12 protein-coding genes are annotated in these 18,627 nt (G+C 73.4%); 2 read left to right on the top strand and 10 right to left on the bottom strand.

Going from position 1 to position 18,627, the window contains the following annotated elements:
- Window positions 1-205 precede the first annotated feature (205 nt).
- The 7 genes from ACH4E8_RS00250 to ACH4E8_RS00280 form a co-directional block, all read right to left on the bottom strand.
- Window positions 206-1,507, bottom strand: a complete 1,302-nt coding sequence (locus ACH4E8_RS00250; protein WP_398442822.1) for a M50 family metallopeptidase — start codon at window positions 1,505-1,507, stop codon at window positions 206-208.
- A complete protein-coding gene (gene dxr, locus ACH4E8_RS00255; protein WP_398442824.1) occupies window positions 1,504-2,760 on the bottom strand; it encodes a 1-deoxy-D-xylulose-5-phosphate reductoisomerase in 1,257 nt (418 codons plus the stop codon). The genes ACH4E8_RS00250 and dxr overlap by 4 nt, the downstream gene beginning before the upstream one ends.
- Before the next feature lie 135 nt (window positions 2,761-2,895).
- Entirely contained in the window at window positions 2,896-4,842 is a 1,947-nt protein-coding gene (locus tag ACH4E8_RS00260) for an acyl-CoA dehydrogenase family protein (RefSeq protein WP_398442826.1), read from the bottom strand.
- A gap of 211 nt (window positions 4,843-5,053) precedes the next feature.
- On the bottom strand, window positions 5,054-6,499 hold the full coding sequence (locus ACH4E8_RS00265) for an aldehyde dehydrogenase family protein (protein ID WP_398442827.1): 1,446 nt from the start codon (window positions 6,497-6,499) through the stop codon (window positions 5,054-5,056).
- A gap of 149 nt (window positions 6,500-6,648) precedes the next feature.
- Window positions 6,649-7,617 carry an EamA family transporter gene (locus tag ACH4E8_RS00270; protein ID WP_398442829.1) on the bottom strand — a complete coding sequence of 323 codons (969 nt, stop codon included), beginning with the start codon at window positions 7,615-7,617 and terminating at the stop codon, window positions 6,649-6,651.
- A gap of 181 nt (window positions 7,618-7,798) precedes the next feature.
- Entirely contained in the window at window positions 7,799-9,403 is a 1,605-nt protein-coding gene (locus ACH4E8_RS00275; RefSeq protein ID WP_398442831.1) for a PucR family transcriptional regulator, read from the bottom strand.
- Window positions 9,404-9,546: 143 nt separating this feature from the next.
- Window positions 9,547-11,952: an ATP/GTP-binding protein gene (locus tag ACH4E8_RS00280; RefSeq protein WP_398442833.1), complete on the bottom strand. Its 2,406-nt coding sequence runs from the start codon at window positions 11,950-11,952 to the stop codon at window positions 9,547-9,549.
- Window positions 11,953-12,141: 189 nt separating this feature from the next.
- Here ACH4E8_RS00280 and gabT point away from each other — a divergent pair, with 189 nt between their 5' ends.
- Window positions 12,142-13,476, top strand: coding sequence for a 4-aminobutyrate--2-oxoglutarate transaminase (gene gabT / locus ACH4E8_RS00285; protein ID WP_398442835.1), 1,335 nt, complete (start codon window positions 12,142-12,144; stop codon window positions 13,474-13,476).
- A gap of 479 nt (window positions 13,477-13,955) precedes the next feature.
- A complete protein-coding gene (locus ACH4E8_RS00290) occupies window positions 13,956-14,477 on the top strand; it encodes a phosphatase PAP2 family protein (protein WP_398442837.1) in 522 nt (173 codons plus the stop codon).
- Here ACH4E8_RS00290 and ACH4E8_RS00295 read toward each other — a convergent pair.
- The 3 genes from ACH4E8_RS00295 to ACH4E8_RS00305 form a co-directional block, all read right to left on the bottom strand.
- Window positions 14,462-16,291, bottom strand: a complete 1,830-nt coding sequence (locus ACH4E8_RS00295; protein ID WP_398442838.1) for a chitinase — start codon at window positions 16,289-16,291, stop codon at window positions 14,462-14,464. The two genes, ACH4E8_RS00290 and ACH4E8_RS00295, sit on opposite strands and share 16 nt — an antisense overlap.
- 130 nt (window positions 16,292-16,421) lie before the next feature.
- Window positions 16,422-16,907, bottom strand: coding sequence for a hypothetical protein (locus tag ACH4E8_RS00300; RefSeq protein WP_398442840.1), 486 nt, complete (start codon window positions 16,905-16,907; stop codon window positions 16,422-16,424).
- A 272-nt stretch (window positions 16,908-17,179) separates the two neighbouring features.
- Window positions 17,180-18,598 carry an NAD(P)/FAD-dependent oxidoreductase gene (locus ACH4E8_RS00305; protein WP_398442842.1) on the bottom strand — a complete coding sequence of 473 codons (1,419 nt, stop codon included), beginning with the start codon at window positions 18,596-18,598 and terminating at the stop codon, window positions 17,180-17,182.
- Window positions 18,599-18,627: the final 29 nt, after the last annotated feature.

The raw sequence follows: 18,627 nt of genomic DNA on the forward strand, positions 1-18,627 counted from the left end.
GCTGTGCAACCCCAAGGTGTGGATCGTGGCCCCGGAAATCGGCGGGCTCCGGTTTTCGAGATTACGTCACAGGGGTTACAGGGAGCACATCGCACGCCCGAACCGTGCGCAATTGTCACGGCGACCGAGCACATGTGCGCCCGGTCGCCGTAGCGTGTCCGGTCCGCGTGGTCGCGCGGACACGGACCGTGCCGACGGGCCCGTACTAAGTGATCTTGACGGGGTTGACGATGTCGGCGACGAGGACGAGCAGGGTGAAGCAGATGAAGACGCCGGCGACCACGTACGCGACCGGCATCAACTTGGCCACGTCGAAGGGGCCGGGGTCGGGCCGGCGGAAGAGCCGGGCCACCTTGCGCCGCAGCGACTCCCACAGCGCACCCGCCATGTGCCCGCCGTCCAGCGGCAGCAGCGGCAGCATGTTGAAGAGGAACAGCGAGAGGTTGAAGCCCGCGAGCAGCATCAGGAACATCGCGAAGAGGTTCTGCGCGGGCGCGTCCAAGGTCATGACCTCGCCGCTGATGCGGGCCGCGCCGACGACGCCGACCGGGGAGTCCTCCTTGCGCTCGCCCTCGCCGAAGGCCGCGTTCCACAGGTCGGGGACCTTGGACGGCAGCGCGACCATCGACTCCACGCCGTTCTCGATCATGCCGCCCATGCGGTCGACGGAGTCGGTGAAGGAGAGCGGCAGGATCTCGGTCCTGGCGGCGAAGCCGAGGTAGCCGGCGGGGACGAACTCCCCGGGCACGACCTCGCCGTCCGCGTCCTTCTTGGCCACCATGTTCTTTTCGAGCTTGGCGTTCAGGACGACTTCCTGGCCGCCGCGGTCGACGGTGAGGGTGGCGGGGCCGATGGTGTCGCGGATGCGGTCGGAGAGGGTGGACCAGTCCTCGACGGGCTTGCCGTCGAAGGCGACGATCTTGTCGCCCTCCTGGAGCCCGGCCGCCTTGGCCGGCGAGACCGGGTCGCTCGCGACGCAGGTGTCCCGGTTGTCGCTCTGGGCGATCACGCACTGCTGGACGCCGGCGACCTCGGTGGTCTGGGTGGAGAAGCCGAAGCTCATCGCCACCCCGAGGAAGATCGCCACGGCGAGGACCAGGTTCATGAACGGCCCGGCGAACATCACGATGAGCCGCTTCCACGGCCGTCGCGTGTAGAAGAGCCGGTGCTCGTCGCCGGGCTCCAACTCCTCGTACGCCGCCGAACGCGCGTCCTCGATCATGCCGCGCCAGGGCGAGGTGGAGCGGGCCTCGATCCGGCCGTCCACGCCGGGCGGGAACATCCCGATCATGCGGATGTAGCCGCCGAGCGGGATGGCCTTGATGCCGTACTCCGTCTCGCCCTTCTTCCGGGACCACAGGGTCGGGCCGAAGCCGACCATGAACTGCGGCACGCGGATGCCGAACATCCGGGCGGTGGTGAAGTGGCCCAGTTCGTGCCAGGCGATGGAGAACAGCAGCCCGACGGCGAACATCACGATGCCCAGCACCGTCAACAACATCGTCATGCGCGCGCCTCCGCGGTGGCCTTCGCCGCCAGTTCACGGGCCCGGGCCCGCGCCCAGGTCTCCGCCTCCAGAACGTCGTCGACCGTGAGGAGGGTTCCCCCGGCGGGGGTGCCGTGTTCGGCGACGACATCCGTGACCGTATCCATGATTCCGTTGAACGGCAGCCCGCCGGCCAGGAATGCGTCAACGCACTCCTCGTTCGCCGCGTTGAAGACCGCGGGGGCCGTGCCGCCCAGTTCGCCCACGTGCCGGGCGAGCGAGACGGAGGGGAAGGCGACCGTGTCGAGGGGGAAGAACTCCCAGGTGGAGGCGGTGGTCCAGTCGAATGCGGGGGCCGCGTCCGGGATGCGCTCGGGCCAGCCGAGGCCGATGGCGATGGGGCCGCGCATGTCGGGCGGGGTGGCCTGGGCGACGGTGGAGCCGTCCGTGAACTCCACCATCGAGTGGACGTAGGACTGCGGGTGGACGACGACCTCGATGCGGTCGAACGGGATGTCGTACAGCAGATGGGCCTCGATCACCTCCAGGCCCTTGTTGACCAGGGTGGCGCTGTTGACCGTGATCACCGGGCCCATGGCCCAGGTGGGGTGGGCGAGGGCGTCGGTGGGGGTGACGTCGGCGAGCTCCGCGCGCGTACGGCCGCGGAAGGGGCCGCCGGACGCGGTGACGACGAGCTTGCGCACGTCGGCGCGGGTGCCGGCGGCGAGGGCCTGGAAGAGGGCGGCGTGCTCGGAGTCCACCGGGATGATCTGCCCGAGCGCGGCCAGTTCCCGCACCAGCGGGCCGCCGACGATGAGCGATTCCTTGTTGGCGAGGGCGAGGGTGCGACCGGCGCGGAGCGCGGCGAGGGTCGGGGCGAGGCCGATGGAGCCCGTGATGCCGTTGAGGACGGTGTGGCAGTCGGAGGCGGCGAGGTCGGTGGCGGCGTCCGGGCCGGCCAGGACCTCGGGCTGCGGCTCGGTCCCGTACCGGGCGGCGAGCGCCTCGCGCAGCGCGGGCACGGTGTCCTCGCGGGCCACGGCGACCGTCGCCACCCGCAGCCGGTGCGCCTGCTCGGCCAGCAGTTCGGCCCGGGTGCCCGCGGCGGACAGCGCGGTGACGCGGAACCGGTCGGGGTTGCGCAGCACGAGGTCGATGGCCTGGGTGCCGATGGAGCCGGTGGAGCCGAGGACGACGACGTCCCGGGGGCCCGTGCCCGTGTCCGGGGCGAAGACGACGTGCGGATCGGCAAGGGGGGATGGGCGGTCGCTCATCCCCCCATTGTGTCCGCCCGCCACGCCCGGGGCGCCGGGGGATCCCCAAACGCGGCCGGATGGTGCAGCGCGTCCCCGCCGCGGCACCCCGCGTGCGGCACCGGTGCCGCACGCGGGGTGCCCGGCCGGTCGGGCTCAGCGGATCGGCCGGTGGACGTTCTCCCGCTCGGCGGGGCCGGGAGCCGCGTCCGCGATCCAGGGCCCGTCGCCGCTGGGGTCGAGGACGCCCTCCTCCAGCCAGGCGTACGCACCGGAGAGCACCTTGGCGACGACCTTGCGGTCCAGGTCGTCGGTGTTGCGCCAGAGCCGGTCGAAGAGTTCTTCCACCCGGATCCGGGACTGCCGGCAGAAGGCGTCCGCGAGCTGGTACGCCTCCCGGCCGTGGCCCTCGCCGGCGCGCAGCAGCTCCGCGCGCACGCACGCGGCGCTCATGGCGAACAGTTCGGCCCCGATGTCCACGATCCGGCCGAGGAAGCCCTGTTTCGTCTCCATCCGGCCCTGCCAGCGCGCCATGCCGAGGAAGGTGGCGCGGGCGAGCCGGCGGGAGGCGCGCTCCACGTACCGCAGGTGGGTGGCGAGGTCGGCGTGGCCGGTGGGGTGGAACTCCTGGTACGAGCCGGGGAGCCGGCCGGGTCCCGCCATCAACTTCGGCAGCCAGCGCGCGTAGAACGCGCCGGCCTGGGCGCCTGCCTTCGCCTTGTCGCCCAGGGACTTGTCCGGGTCGATCAGGTCGCCGGCGACCTTGAGGTGGGCGTCGACGGCCTCCCGGGCGATCAGCAGGTGCATGATCTCGGTGGAGCCCTCGAAGATCCGGTTGATGCGCAGGTCGCGGAGCAGCTGCTCGGCGGCGACGGCCCGTTCGCCGCGCTCGGCCAGCGAGGCGGCCGTCTCGTAGCCCCGTCCGCCGCGGATCTGGACGAGTTCGTCGGCCATCAGCCAGGCCATCTCGGAGCCGTAGAGCTTGGCGAGGGCCGCTTCGATGCGGATGTCGTTGCGGTCCTCGTCGGCCATCTGGGAGGCGAGGTCGACCACGGCCTCCAGGGCGAAGGTGGTGGCGGCGATGAAGGAGATCTTGGCGCCGACGGCCTCGTGGCGGGCGACCGGCCGGCCCCACTGCTCGCGCACGGCGGCCCACTCGCGGGCGATCTTCAGGCTCCACTTGCCGGCGCCGACGCACATCGCGGGCAGCGAGAGCCGGCCCGTGTTCAGGGTGGTGAGCGCGATCTTGAGGCCGGCGCCTTCGGGGCCGATGCGGTGCGCGGCCGGGACCCGGACCCGGTGGAAGCGGGTGACGCCGTTCTCCAGGCCGCGCAGGCCCATGAAGGCGTTGCGGTGCTCGACGGTGACGCCCTCGCTGTTCGCCTCGACGACGAAGGCGGTGATGCCGCCCTTGTGCCCTTCGGAGGCGGGGACGCGGGCCATCACGACGAGCAGGTCGGCGACGACGCCGTTGGTGGTCCACAGCTTGACGCCGTCGATGACGTAGTCGTCGCCGTCGGGCACGGCGGTGGTGGCCAGCCGCGCCGGGTCCGAGCCCACGTCCGGTTCGGTCAGCAGGAACGCGGAGATGTCGGTGCGGGCGAGCCGGGGCAGGAAGGCGTCCTTCTGCTCCTGGGTGCCGAAGAGCTTCAGCGGCTGCGGCACGCCGATGGACTGGTGCGCCGAGAGCAGCGCCCCGATCGCCGGGCTGACGGAGCCGATCAGCATCAGGGCCTTGTTGTAGTAGACCTGGGTGAGGCCGAGGCCGCCGTACTTGGGGTCGATCTTCATGCCGAGCGCGCCGAGTTCCTTGAGGCCGCGGACGACCTCGTCGGGGATGCGGGCCTCGCGCTCGATCAGGGCGCCGTCGACCTCGGTCGCGCAGAACGCGCGGAGCCGGGAGAGGAACTCCTCGCCGCGTCGGACGTCCTCGCCGGACGGCAGGGGGTGCGGGTGGATCAGGTCGAGCCGGAAGCGGCCGAGGAAGAGCTCCTTGGCGAAGCTCGGCTTGCGCCAGTCCTGTTCCCGAGCGGCTTCGGCGACCTGCCGGGCCTCGCGCTCGGTGACCCTGGGGGGTCGGTCCTTCTCCAGTGGTGCGGTCATGAGGTCCACCTCGCCGCGGTTGGGTTGCGGACGTTCGGGCGGCCGGGGTGCGGCCGCCGACCGGTTCTCCTCATCTGGTACTACCCGATGGTAGGCGGCGGCACCATCTCTCCGGCGCCGGTGGAGGTACGCACCGGGCCGCGGGAACGGACGACGGCCGGAGCCCCCGCACAGTAGGGCTCCGGCCGTCCGGTCCGGTGGGGACCGAGGGTCAGAGGGCGAGACCGGTCAGGACCAGCACGCGCTCGTAGGTGTAGTCGTCCATCGCGTAGGCGACGCCCTCGCGTCCGACGCCGGACTGCTTGGCCCCGCCGTACGGCATCTGGTCGGCGCGGTACGAGGGTACGTCGCCGATGATCACGCCGCCCACCTCCAGCGCGCGGTGGGCGCGGAAGGCGGTCTGGACGTCGTGGGTGAAGACGCCGGCCTGGAGGCCGTACTTGGAGTCGTTGACGGCGGCGAAGGCCGCGGCCTCGCCGTCCACCTTGGTGACGGTCAGCACCGGTCCGAAGACCTCCTCGCTGGCGAGGGTGACGTCCGCGGGGACGTCCGCGAGCACGGTCGGCGCGTAGCTGGCGCCGTCGCGCTTGCCGCCGGTGAGCAGGGCTGCGCCCGCGGCGACGGCCTCGTCCACCCAGGACTCGACGCGTCGGGCGGCGTCCTCGCTGACCAGCGGGCCGACGTCGGTGGCCTCGTCGGAGGGGTCACCGGTGACCTGCGCCTCGACCGCCGCGACGAGCTTGGGCAGCAGCCGGTCGTACACGGCGGCGTCCGCGATCACCCGCTGGACGGAGATGCAGGACTGGCCGCCCTGGTAGTTGGAGAAGGTGGCCATCCGGCTCGCCGCCCAGTCCAGGTCGGCCTCGCTGGACCAGTCGCCGAGGACGACGGCGGCGCCGTTGCCGCCCAGTTCCAGGGTGGTGTGCTTGCGCGGGACCGACTCCATGATCGCGTAGCCGACCGGGCCGGAGCCGGTGAAGGAGATCACCGGCAGCCGCTCGTCCTGGACGAGGGCGGGCATGCGGTCGTTGGGAACCGTCAGCACGGACCAGGAGCCGGCCGGCAGGTCCGTCTCGGCCAGCAGTTCGCCGAGGACCAGGGAGGAGATGGGGGTGGCCGGCGCGGGCTTGAGGATGATCGGGGCGCCGACGGCGATGGCCGGGGCGACCTTGTGCGCGCTGAGGTTCAGCGGGAAGTTGAAGGGCGCGATGCCGAGGACGACGCCCCTCGGGACGCGGCGGGTGAGCGCGAGGCGGCCGACGCCGCCGGCGTCGGTGTCCAGGCGCTGGGCCTCGCCGCCGTTGTAGCGCCGGGCCTCCTCGGCCGCGAAGCGGAACACCGAGACCGCCCGGCCGACCTCGCCGCGGGCCCACTTGATCGGCTTGCCGTTCTCGGCGGAGATCAGCGCGGCGATCTCCTCGGTGCGCTCGGCGAGCCGGCGCGATACGTGGTCGAGCGCGGCGGCGCGGACGTGCGCCGGGGTGGCGGCGAACTCGTCCCGCACCGCGTGCGCTGCGGCGACGGCCTCCTCGACCTGCGCATCGGTGGGCACCGAGACCGTGCCGACGAGGCGTCCGTCCCACGAGTTGGTGACGTCGAACGTGGTCTCGCCGGTGGCCTGGCGACCGGCGAGCCAGAAGGCGTGGGTGGAAGTCATGTCCCGACCCTTCCGAGGTAGAGGTGGCGCGTGCGTGCTCCCACGGTAGGTGCGCGGGGAGCATAGGGGGTTTGTCCGAGGTGGAGTGGTCGGCGTGCGGTACGCGACGCTTTGGCGGGTGGGGCCCCTCGGGAGCCGGCGGCGGCGGCTCAACCGCGGCGTTCGGTGCTCACGATCAGGCAGACCGCGGCCACCACGATCCCGCCGCCGAGCGCGATCGGCCAGGTCACCGGCTCGCTCAGGACGAGGGCGCCGAGCAGTACGGCGACCACCGGGTTGACGTACGCGTACGTCGCCACCAGCGAGAGCGGGGCGGAGTGCAGCAGCCAGGCGTACGCGGTGAAGGCGACGAGGGAGCCGAAGACGACCAGGTAGGCGAGGGCGACCCAGGAGCGGGTGGAGACCTCGGAGAGGGCGAAGTCGAGGTGTTCGCCGCGCCCCAGGCCCACCAGGGCGCAGCCGATGCCGCCGGCGACCATCTCGTACGCGCTGGCGGCGAACGGGTTCGCCGGCATGGGTATCCGGGAGGAGACGAAGGAGCCCACGGACCAGCTCACCGTGGCGCCGATGACGATCAGCACGCCCCACAGGCGCACGTCGCCGCTGAGGCCGGGAAGGGTGAGGACCGCCAGGCCCGCGAGGCCGATGGCGACGCCGGCGTACGCGCCGGCGCCCGGGCGCTCCCCGGTCGCCCGGCGCAGCACGACGACCCAGGCGGGCACGATGGCGACGAGGAGGGCGGCGAGGCCGGAGGGGATGGCGGTCTCGGCGAGGACGACGAGGCTGTTGCCGCCGAGCAGGAGGAGCAGTCCGACGGTTGCGGCGGAGGCGAGTTGGGCCCTGGTGACCTTGAGGGCGGCCGGGCCCTGGCGCCAGGCGACGATGGCGGCGAGCAGCAGGCCGGCGAGGGCGAAGCGGGCGCCGGCGGAGAGGAAGGGCGGCATCGTCTCGACGGTGATCGCGATGCCGAGGTAGGTGGAGCCCCAGACGACGTACACGATGGCGAGCGCGGCCCAGACGGCGCCGGAGATCCGACGGGCGGGGGCGCCGCCCGACGCGGCGGCGGGGGTCTGCGGGGTCTGTGGGGTGCCCGTGACGGAGGAGGCGGGACGGGTCATCTGATCCTTCTCGAAACTACCCGGACGGGACCGGACTTCTACCCGGCCGGCCCTCGTCGGACGTCAGCAACGACGAGACTTTAGGTACTGACAAGCCCGGCTGCCAAGATATTTGCCCGCGTTCGGGCACGGCTGGCGGCTATCGGTCGTCGACCTGGGAGTCCGTTCCGGGAAGGGCGGGCTACCGGGGGGCGGGGCCCGCCGTCGTCTTCAGCGCCAGCCACAGCTCCATGCGGACGTCCGGGTCGTCCAGCGAGCGCCCCAGGATCTCCTCCACCCGCCGCATCCGGTAGCGCAGCGTGTGCCGGTGCACCCCCAGGTCGGCTGCGGCGGCGTCCCACTGGCCGTGCCGCGACAGCCAGGCGCGCAGGGAGGCGACGAGGTCGCCGCGGCCCGTCGCGTCGTGCTCGTACAGCGGGCGCAGCAGTCCGTCAGCGAAGGCGCGCACGGCGTCGTCGGCGAGCAGCGGGAGGACCGAGTCGGCGGCCAGCTCCCCGTGCTCGACGAGCGCGCGGCCGCGGCGCCGGGCCACCGACAGCGCCTGCTCGGCCTGCTGTTGGGCACCGGCCGCCTGTGCCGGGCCGGCCGGGGAGGACAGCCCCGCGAAGAGGGCCGGGCCGTCGGTGTCCTCGACCTCCCGACCCGTGTACGCGGCGCGGCAGGCGGCCAGCACCGCCCCCCCGTCGACGGCGAGCACCACCAGCCGGCCGACGTCCCCGCCCCCTTCGGCGCCCTCCGGTGCGTCCGTCGGCTCCGCCACGACCAGCACGGGCTCGCCGGCCCGCGACGCCGCCGTCTCCAGCGTCTCGACGAGTTCGCCGACGGCCGCGCCCCGCCCGTCCGCCGGCTCGACGACCAGCAGCCGGAAGGGGGCGTCGAGCAGCGTCCCGTACAGCTCGCCGGCGACCGAGCGGGCGTGCTCGGGGGCGCCGGCGAGCAGCATCCGCAACACCGCGGCGCCGAGCCGCTGTTCGGCCCGCTGGAGCGAGCGGGAGCGCTCGGTGGCGAGGGTCAGCAGGGCGACGGCGGAGTGCACCGCGTACCGCTCGGCGGTGCCCAGCGGCGCTCCGGTGCCCACCGCGAGCGCTCCCCTGACCCGGCGCCCGGTGCCCAGCGACTGGATCTCGACCCGGTCGTCCCCGGTGCCGGTGTCCGCGACGACGGCGCCGGCGGGCGCGGCCCGCTCCCGCATCCGCTCCACCTCGACGGCGAGCTTGGCCGCCCGGCGCGCCGCCCACCCCGGCGACGCGGTGACGACCGCGCCGGACGCGTCGTACAGCGCGGCCCAGCCGTCGACGTACCCGGCGAGCTTGGCCACCACCGCGCCCGGGCCTTCGGCGAGCGCGGCGCGCGTCAGCTCCCGCTGGGCCTCGAAGCCCGCGGTCACGGCGCGGTACTGGTCGGCCGCGATGGCCGCCGACACCGCCTTGCTGATGGCGAGGAAGGGCGTGCGGCGGGGCACGGCCAGCAGCGGGAAGTCCGCCTCGCGGGCCGCCGCCAGCAGCGCTTCGGGGACGTCTTCGTGGTGCACGCCGACGCCGAAGCCGAGCCCGACGACGCCCGCGCCGCTGAGCCGACGGACGTATCGGCGCATGGCCTCCCGGTCGTCGACGGGGAGGGTGATGGCGGTGACGAGCAGCAGCTCGCCGCCTTCCAGGTACGGGACGGGGTCGGCCAGCTCACTGACGTGCGCCCAGCGCACCGGTCGCTCCAGTTGGTCCTCGCCGGCGCGCACGGTGAGCTTGAGCGCGGAGTGCTGGGCGAGGCTGGCGAGGGTGGGGGGCATGGACCGTGGTCCCTTCGGACGGTGCACCGGAGACCGGACGGAGCGGGTGGGAACACGCCGTCCCGTATGAACGGCCTGGCTCGATTCTGCCAGCTCGTAGCAGTCCCGGCCGGGCGGCGGCGCCCCCCGGCGGGCGCCGGCCGTCAGGTCCGCAGGTCGACCAGGACCGGCGGCGAGTGCTCCCCGCGCACGGTCGTCAGGGACAGCACCGCGTGCCCCGCCGGCACCTGGTGCGCCAGGTCGGACGCCGACCAGCGGGCCCGTTCCACCTCCCGCACGGTGACCGCCTCGGCGGTGGTCGCCCGCCCGGTGACCAGCCGGCGCATCATGTGCAGCGCCTTGGTCAGCGGCTCGTCGGAGATGATCTGACGGTTGGTGACGTCCCGGGTCTGCACCCACTCGGTGCCCCAGGTCTCCGCGAAGCGGTTGCCGTCCCACGGCGCGAGGCCGGAGAACGCCATCCGGCACCCCACCGCGCCCAGCAGCGGTCCCCGCAACGGCTCCGGCACGTCCTCCAGGGTGCGCAGCGCGAGGACGACGCCCGCGTTGGCCGAGCGCAGCCGCTGGACGGCGCGGACCGCGTCGCCGGTCACGGTGTACGCCGCGTCGTCCAGGACGAGCGCGGCGAACAGGGAGCGGTCGGAGCGGGCCAGGGCCGCCTCCGTGAACTGGGCGAGCACCAGCCGGGCCACGATCCGCGACGCCTCGGCGTGTCCGCGCTCCGGCAGGTCGATGCGGACCCGTAGCGGGTGCTCGATGGCCCGCAGCGAGAACTGCCGGCCGCCGCCGTCGGTGCGGAAGAAGTCCGTGAAGGCGGGGCGGTCGAGGAAGGCGACCCGCTCCGCGAGCAGCACCCCGACGTCGTCCGCGCGCGCCGCCTGTCGCTCCCGGGCGTCCAACTCCCTGAGCTGCGCGGCCGCCGCGGGCCCCGCCTGCGTCTGGAGCGCGGTGCGCAGCGCGTCGAGCGCGGCCGGGGTGCCGCCGAGCAGTTCGCGCAGCTCGGGAACGGCCGGGAAGCGGCCGTGGACGCAGCGGAAGGGGCCGATGAGCTGGGCGAGGGCGGTCGCGGCGCGCCTGCTGTCGCCGCCGGGGAGGGTCACCGCGAGATCGCCGACCAGGGCTTCGGCGAGGGTGCGGGCGGCCTCGTCGGGGTCGTCCGCGCCGCCGTACAGGTCCAGGTCGTGGCTGGCCTCGGGCCGCCCGACGCCGATGACGAGGTCGAAGGCGTCGTCGGGCGCGACCCCCGAGCCGTGCGCGGTGACCGCGACGACGGCGCTGCGGCCGGCGAGCGCGAGCAGGCACAACGACTCCACCACGGGCCGCACCAGGCGCACGCTCTTGCCGGAGCCGGAGGGCCCGACGGCGAGCAGGGACGTGCCGAGCAGGGCGGGGTCGAGCGCGACGCCGGTGGTGCGGCGGGGGTAGGGATTGCGCACGCTGTCGACGGCCGTCCCGATCCGCACCTGTCCGGTCGCCAGGTCGTGGAGGGCGCTGCGCACCGGGAGGTCGCGCAGGCCGGAGGGGTGGGCGCAGGCGGCGGGGCCGTGGGTGCGTACGGTCTCGGTGAAGGCCGCCAGCCGGTCCGGGCGGGCGCCGACCTGCTGCCAGGCCCGGCGGATGCGGGCGTAGTCCACGTCCCCGAGCGCACCGCTGCGGGCCGCGTCCGTCAGCCGCTCGGCGCTCTCGCCGAGCCCGGCGCCGCGCAGTTCGGGCCAGGTGGCGGGGTCGACCTCGGGCTCGGGGGCGGCGGGCTCGGCCGGCCGGCCCGGCAGCCGGCGCCGCACCGCGGGCCACCGGCCGGCGCAGCCGACCGCGGCCACGACGGACGCCACCAGCAGGACGTAGTAGAGGTTCGACGCCCAGGTGAGCCAGGTCGTGGCGCGCGGCATGTCGCGCCAGACGCTCGGCACGACGACGAACAGCGGCCACAGCGGGACGCCGAAGCGCTGCCACACCTCGGACCAGTTGCCCACCCGTCCCATGCCGACCGAGATGAGGGCGATGACCAGGCCGTAGTAGAGGTACGTGACGGCCACGAACAGCTCGAACCGGGGGTGCGTCGCCACCTTCCAGGAGTCGGGGACGAGCCACTCCATCGGCAACAGCCACCAGTTGTCGACGAAGATCCACCACCCCTCCAGGTACCCGTTCCAGAGCAGGGACCACAGCAGCCACCCCGCCAGGAAGGCGATCAGCGCCCCGCTGAAGAGCTGGCGGCCGGGAACCAGGTCGGGCTCCTCGTCCGGGCGGGGCACGTGGCCCAGCCGCCACACGCCCGGACCGGCCGGCGGGCGCGGCGTGCGCAGCCAGTCGACGACGGCGGGGCGGGTCACCGGCGCGTGACCGGGCACGGCCGGTACGGCGGGGCGGGCCGCGGGCGCGTCGGCCCACTCGCCCGCGGGCCGGGGCACGGCCCCCGCGGGGACCTGCGGCGGCGCCGGCGGAAGGGGCGGGGGGCCCTGCGGTACGGGCGGGGGCGGCACCGGTGGTGCGGGGTGCGCGCCGCCCGCGCCGAAAGCGTCGAACGTACCCGCGGAATCCTTCTCCATCTGAACCGCTGCCCCCTGACCAGCCAGGCCCGCCTCTTGTGCACGGCCAATCTAGTGCGTCCGTACGGCCTATGTCCGGCACGGACAAGGAGCCGGCCCCCAACACTCCCGATCGGCGCATGCCCGTGCCCCCGTCCCGCGCCTAACCTGCCGATGAGGAACCGTCCAACCCCGTCCCCAGGAGCCCCCATGACCGCGATCCCGCAGGAACGCCGCATCGTCACCGCCATCCCCGGACCGAAGTCGGTGGAGCTCCAGGCCCGCCGCACGGCCGCGGTCGCCGCGGGCGTGGGCTCCGTGCTGCCCGTCTTCACCGCCCGCGCCGGCGGCGGCATCATCGAGGACGTCGACGGGAACCGTCTGATCGACTTCGGCTCCGGCATCGCCGTGACCAGCGTCGGCGCCAGCGCCGAGGCCGTGGTGCGCCGGGCGTCGGCGCAGCTCGCCGACTTCACCCACACCTGTTTCATGGTCACGCCCTACGAGGGGTACGTGGAGGTCGCCGAGGCGCTCTCCGAGCTGACCCCGGGCGACCACGCCAAGAAGTCGGCGCTCTTCAACTCCGGCGCCGAGGCCGTCGAGAACGCCGTGAAGATCGCCCGCGCCTACACCAAGCGCCAGGCGGTCGTGGTGTTCGACCACGGCTACCACGGCCGCACCAACCTCACGATGGCGCTGACCTCGAAGAACATGCCGTACAAGCAGGGCTTCGGCCCGTTCGCGCCCGAGGTGTACCGGGTACCGGTGGCGTACGGCTACCGCTGGCCGACCGGGGCCGAGAACGCCGGCGCCGAGGCGTCCGCGCAGGCCATCGACCAGATCAGCAAGCAGATCGGGGCCGACAACGTCGCCGCGATCATCATCGAGCCGGTGCTCGGCGAGGGCGGCTTCATCGAGCCCGCGAAGGGCTTCCTGCCGGCGATCGCGCAGTTCGCCAAGGAGAACGGCATCGTCTTCGTCGCGGACGAGATCCAGTCCGGCTTCTGCCGCACCGGTCAGTGGTTCGCCTGCGAGGACGAGGGCATCGTCCCGGACCTGATCACCACCGCCAAGGGCATCGCCGGCGGGCTGCCGCTCGCCGCCGTGACGGGCCGCGCCGAGATCATGGACGCGGCGCACTCGGGCGGCCTCGGCGGCACCTACGGCGGCAACCCGGTCGCCTGCGCCGGTGCGCTGGGCTCGATCGAGACGATGAAGGAGCTGGACCTCAACGGCAAGGCCCGGCGCATCGAGGAGGTCATGAAGGGCCGGCTGGCGGCGATGGCGGAGAAGTTCGACGCCATCGGCGACATCCGCGGCCGGGGCGCCATGATCGCCATCGAGCTGGTGAAGGACCGCGGCACCAAGGAGCCGGACGCCGCCGCCGCTGCGGCGCTCGCCAAGGCGTGCCACGCCGAGGGTCTGCTGGTGCTCACCTGCGGCACCTACGGCAACGTGCTGCGCTTCCTGCCGCCGCTGGTGATCGGCGAGGACCTGCTGAACGAGGGCCTGGACATCATCGAGCAGGCGTTCTCCGCCATCTGAGCGGGACCCGGCCCGAACGGGCCCGGGAAGGGCCGAAAACGGTCCGTTCCAGGGCTTGTCCACCGACCGGAAACGGCCTCCGCGCATCCGTTCGCGGGGGCCGTCTGCCCAACCGTCAGGGCCTGTGAAGAAGTCGTGGCGGGATGGCGGTCCGACTGTCCGCCGCCCTGGCCCCTGCCGTACGGTTTTCGCAGATGAGAGAAACACCCCGCCCGCAGAACTCTGCGGGCGACCCCAAGTCAGAGCCTCCCCAGCCCTGCCTTGGTCGTGCCCTTGCGCACAGCACCGGAGCTTCGGGCTCCGGAACTCCTCACGGATCGGATGGCCGCCCGCCCCAAACCCCCCGGGGCGCGCGGCAGCCCGATCCAGCCGGCTGTTTCGGAACTGTCCCCCCTGTTCCGAGGCAGCCGGCATCCGTCTTTTCCGACCCCCGCGCACGGCTGTATGCCGCCCTGGGGCTGCTCTTCCTCTTCGCGGTCGTGACCTGGCAAGTCGTCGTCGACGGACCGCTGCGTGCGCTGGACGAGCGCGTGGAGTCGGCGGTCGTCGGCCGCGGGCCGCGTCCGCTCACCGAGCTCCTGGCCGACCTGGGCAACATGGGCGTGGCCCTGCCGGTGCTGGCCGCGGCGGTGGCGTACGTGCTGTGGCGGGGCGGCAAGGAGCGCCGCGCCGACGCCCTGTGCGCGGTGCTCGCGATGGCGGCCGTACCGGCGCTGGTGGTGCCCCTCAAGGCGCTCACGGACCGGCCGGGGCCGCTCACCGAGGCCACCGGCTACTTCCCGTCGGGTCACGCGGCGACCGCGCTGGTCGCCTACGGCGGCGCCGCACTGCTGCTGGGGCACGCCCGGCGCTGGGCGATGCCCGCCGCCCTGGTCCTGACCCTGGCGACGGGCATCGGTCTGGTGCTGCGCGGCTATCACTGGCCGCTGGACGTGCTCGGCAGTTGGCTGCTGTGCGGTGCTCTGCTCGCCGGCCGCTGTCGGCCTCAGCTCCAGCGGTAGGCGTCGAAGTTCCGGGAGAACTCGAACTGGTTGAAGCGGTCCCAGTTGATCGACCAGGACATCAGTCCGCGCAGCGCCGGCCAGGTGCCGTGCGTCTGGTACGAACCGCAGTTGACCTTCTTCGTCAGGCAGTCGAGCGTCTTGGTGACCTCGGCCGGAGCGGTGTGGCCGTTGCCCGCCTGCGTGGAGGCCGGCATGCCGATGGCCACCTGCTCGGGCCGCAGCGGCGGGAACATCCGCGCGGTGTTGCCGGCCACCGGGAAGCCGGTGAGCATCATGTCCGTCATGGAGATGTGGAAGTCCGCGCTCCCCATGGTGTGGTACTGGTTGTCCAGGCCCATGATCGGGCCGGAGTTGTAGTGCTGGACGTGGAGCAGGGTCAGGTCGTCCCGCAGGGCGTGGATGACCGGCAGGTACGAGCCGGCGCGCGGGTCCTGACCGCCCCAGGGCCCCGATCCGTAGAACTGGTAGCCGAGCTGGACGAAGAAGGTCTCCGGCGCCATGGTGAGCACGAACTTCGCGCCGTACTTCGCCTTGAGGGTCTTGACCGCCGAGATCAGGTTGACGATCACCGGGGTGGTCGGGGACCGGAAGTCGGTGTCGCCGGTGTTCAGGGAGAGCGAGTGCCCCTCGAAGTCGATGTCGAGGCCGTCGAGCCCGTACTCGTCGATGATCCGCGACACGGAGCTGACGAAGGCGTCCCGGGCGCCCGTGGAGGCCAGTTGGACCTGCCCGTTCTGGCCGCCGATGGAGATCAGGACCTTCTTGCCGGCGGCCTGCTTCGCCTTGATCGCGGCCTTGAAGTCGGCGACGGACTCGACGTTCGGGCACTCGGTCGCCGGGCAGAGGCTGAAGCGGATGTCGCCCGAGGTGACGGAGGTCGGCTCGCCGAAGGCCAGGTTGATCACGTCCCAGGAGTCGGGGACGTCGGCGAGGCGGGTGTAGCCGGAGCCGTTGGCGAAGCTGGTGTGCAGATAGCCGACGAGGGCGTGCGGCGGCAGGCCCCCGTCACCGCCTCCGCCGCTGGTCGTGGTGGCGGCGACCGCGGCCGACTTGGGTGACTCGCCGGCGCTGTTGCTGGCGGTGACCTGGAAGGAGTACGGGGTGGACGGCGCGAGGCCGGTCACGGTCGCGGAGGTGCCGGTGGTCGACAGGACCCGGTCGGCGCCCCGGTAGACGTGGTAGTCGGTGGCGCCGGGCACGGCGCTCCAGTTCAGCGGTACGGAGGTGGAGCCGGGCGAGCCCGCGGCGAGGCCGGTGGGGGCGGCCGGGATCGTGACGGGTCCGCCGCCGGGCCCGAAGAGGGAGACGTCGTCGGCGTGGTAGGCGGGGGTGCCGTACCAGCCGTGGGTGTAGAGGGTGACCGAGGTGGTGTTCGCGCCGGTGCGGAAGGTCGTGCTCAGCTTCTGCCAACTGGGCGCGGAGGGCGTCCAGGTGGCGGTGTCGGTGGTGCCGGTGCCGGTCACGCCGAGGTAGGCGTACCCGCCCTGGACCCAACCGCTGAGCGTGTACGCGGAGTTGGGTTGGACGGTGACGGTCTGGCTGCACCGGGCGTTGTCGCCGCCGCTGGGGGTGGCCTTGAGCGCGGACGTGCCGGTGCGGACCGGGGTGCTGACGGCTGCGCCGCTGCCGCCCGAGCAGCTCCAGCCGGTCAGGCCGGCCTCGAAGCCGCCGTTGACGGCGAGTTCGGCGTCGGCCGCCCGGGCGTCGGTGGTGGTGGCGACGAGGCCGGTCAGGGTGAGTGCGGTCGCCGCGGTGACGGCGAGCAGGGTGCTGAGGCGTTCTCTGGTTCGGCGCGTTCTGGTGCGTACCACAACTGCCTCCAAGAGGTGGGGGGATGGAAGCGGAGCGGGGAGGCACAATTTGGTCCAGACCAATACGGTTGTCAAGACCTGTGGCACGTGCGACCGCGCCGCCCGCTCCCCTCCCCCGGGGGTCTGGCCATCACCCCACCCCGTTCTCCCCCGTCGGCGGCCCTTGCCGGCGGGTCAGGCTCGCGGCGGCCTCGTGCATCGCCAACTCCAGCAGCGCCGGGTCGGACAGGGTGCCCGAGCCGTCGGGGGCGACGAGCCAGCGGACCCCGCCGCCGCCGACCCGACCGGGGTACGGGACGACGATCCAGGTGCCCCGGCCGGCGCTGCGGACCCCGGTGCCGACCCAGCGCGAAGCCGTGCCCGGGGGCACGAAGAAGCCCATCCGGGCGGCGCCGAAGTCGGTGAGGACCGGCCCGGGCCGGTCGACGAGCCGTCGCAGGACGTCGAGCGTGGGGTACCCGAGGTCCCCGGGGACGATCAGTACGTCCCAGCGCCGGCCCGCCGGCAGCAGGGCGACCCCCAGCGGGTTGCGCTCCCACTCCCAGCGGGCGGCGTCGGGGTCCGGCGCCACCGACACCAGCCACTCCACCGCGGTCTTGGCTCCCGAACCTGTCATTTCGCTGCCTCCCTCATGTCCACGTGACGTGCCGTCACGAGGGAGAGGGGCCGGCGGCCCAACTATGACGCGAGTTCCGGCTACCAATCGGTAGTGAACTGCGTCACGCCGAACTGCCCAGCTGTCTGGGGGCGCGGCAGCACCGTGGTGGGTACGCAGCACCGGCGCCTGCGGTCCGGTGGTGAGCCGCTGAGACCAACGCACCCGCAGGGGCTGCGGCGGCCCCGTCCCAAGGCGCAAGAAGGCGCGGACGCGCCCCGGGGCCGGCGCGGTCAGCTGTCGAAACCGAGGCCGAGCCGGTCCATCGTGCGCAGCCAGAGGTTGCGCTGCCCGCCGTCGGCGTCGGCCCGCGCCAGCGACCACTTGGTGAGCCCGATCCCGGCCCAGGCGATCGGCTCCGGCGGAAAGGGCAGGGGCTTGGTCCGCACCATCTCCAGCTCCGTGCGCTCGGTCCGCCGCCCGGCCAGCAGGTCGAGCATCACCTCGGCGCCGAACCGGGTGGCGCCCACCCCCAGGCCGGTGTAGCCGGCCGCGTACGCCACCCGGCCCTCGTGCGCGGTGCCGAAGAAGGCGGAGAAGCGGGAGCAGGTGTCGATGGCCCCGCCCCAGGCGTGGCTGAAGCGCACCCCTTCGAGCTGCGGGAAGTACCGGAAGAAGTGTTGGGCCAGCTTCAGGTACGTCTCGGGCCGGTGGTCCAGCTCGGCGCTGACCCGGCCGCCGAAGGGGTAGATCGCGTCGTAGCCGCCCCACAGGATGCGCCGGTCGGCGGTGATCCGGAAGTAGTGGAACTGGTTGGCGACGTCGCCGAGCCCCTGCCGGCCGCGCCAGCCGACCGAGGCGAGCTGTTCGTCGGTCAGCGGCTCGGTCGTCAGGGCGTAGTCGTACACCGGGACGGTGTACGGGCGCACCCGCTTGACCAGCGACGGGAAGACGTTGGTGCCGAGCGCCACGTGCCGGGCGAAGATCCGGCCGTAGGAGGTGCGGACGGCCATCCGGGGCCCGGGGCGGGCGGGGGCGAGTTGGAGGCCGGCGGTGTTCTCGTAGATCCGCACGCCCGCGTCGACGCAGGCCCGCTTCAGGCCCCACGCCAGTTTGGCCGGGTGCAGCATGGCGGTGCCGCGGCGGTCCCAGAGCCCGCCGAGGAAGAGCGGGGAGTCCACCTCGGCGCGCACGGCGTCCCGGTCCAGCAGTTCCAGCCCGTCCAGCCCCAGCGCGCGGGCCTGCTCGTACTCCTCGGCGAGACCGGCGACCTGGTAGGGCTCGGTGGCGACGTCGATGGCGCCGGTGCGCTCGAAGTCGCAGTCGAGGCCGTACTTCTCGACCGTCTCCTCGATGGCGTCCAGGTTCCGGGCGCCGAGCTCCTCCAGGGTGGTGATCTCCTCGGGCCAGCGGGCGACGCCGTTGCCGAGGCCGTGGGTGAGGGAGGCGGCGCAGAAGCCGCCGTTGCGGCCCGACGCCGCCCAGCCCACCTCGTGGCCCTCGATCAGCACCACGTCCCACTCGGGGTCGCGCTCCTTGGCCAGCAGCGCGGTCCACAGCCCGCTGTAGCCGCCGCCGACGACCAGCAGGTCGCAGTGTTCGTCCCCGGTCAGCGCGGGGAGGGCGGCGGGCCTGGCCGGATCGTCCAGCCAGAAGGAGACGGGCCGGGCGTCGGCGAGGGACGGGGCGACGTTCATGGCTGCTGGGGCCATGGTTTCCACTCCTTAGCGGTGCCCGCCCG

Origin of the sequence: Streptomyces sp. NPDC017979, assembly GCF_044328175.1 — a bacterium.
Lineage (GTDB): Bacteria > Actinomycetota > Actinomycetes > Streptomycetales > Streptomycetaceae > Streptomyces.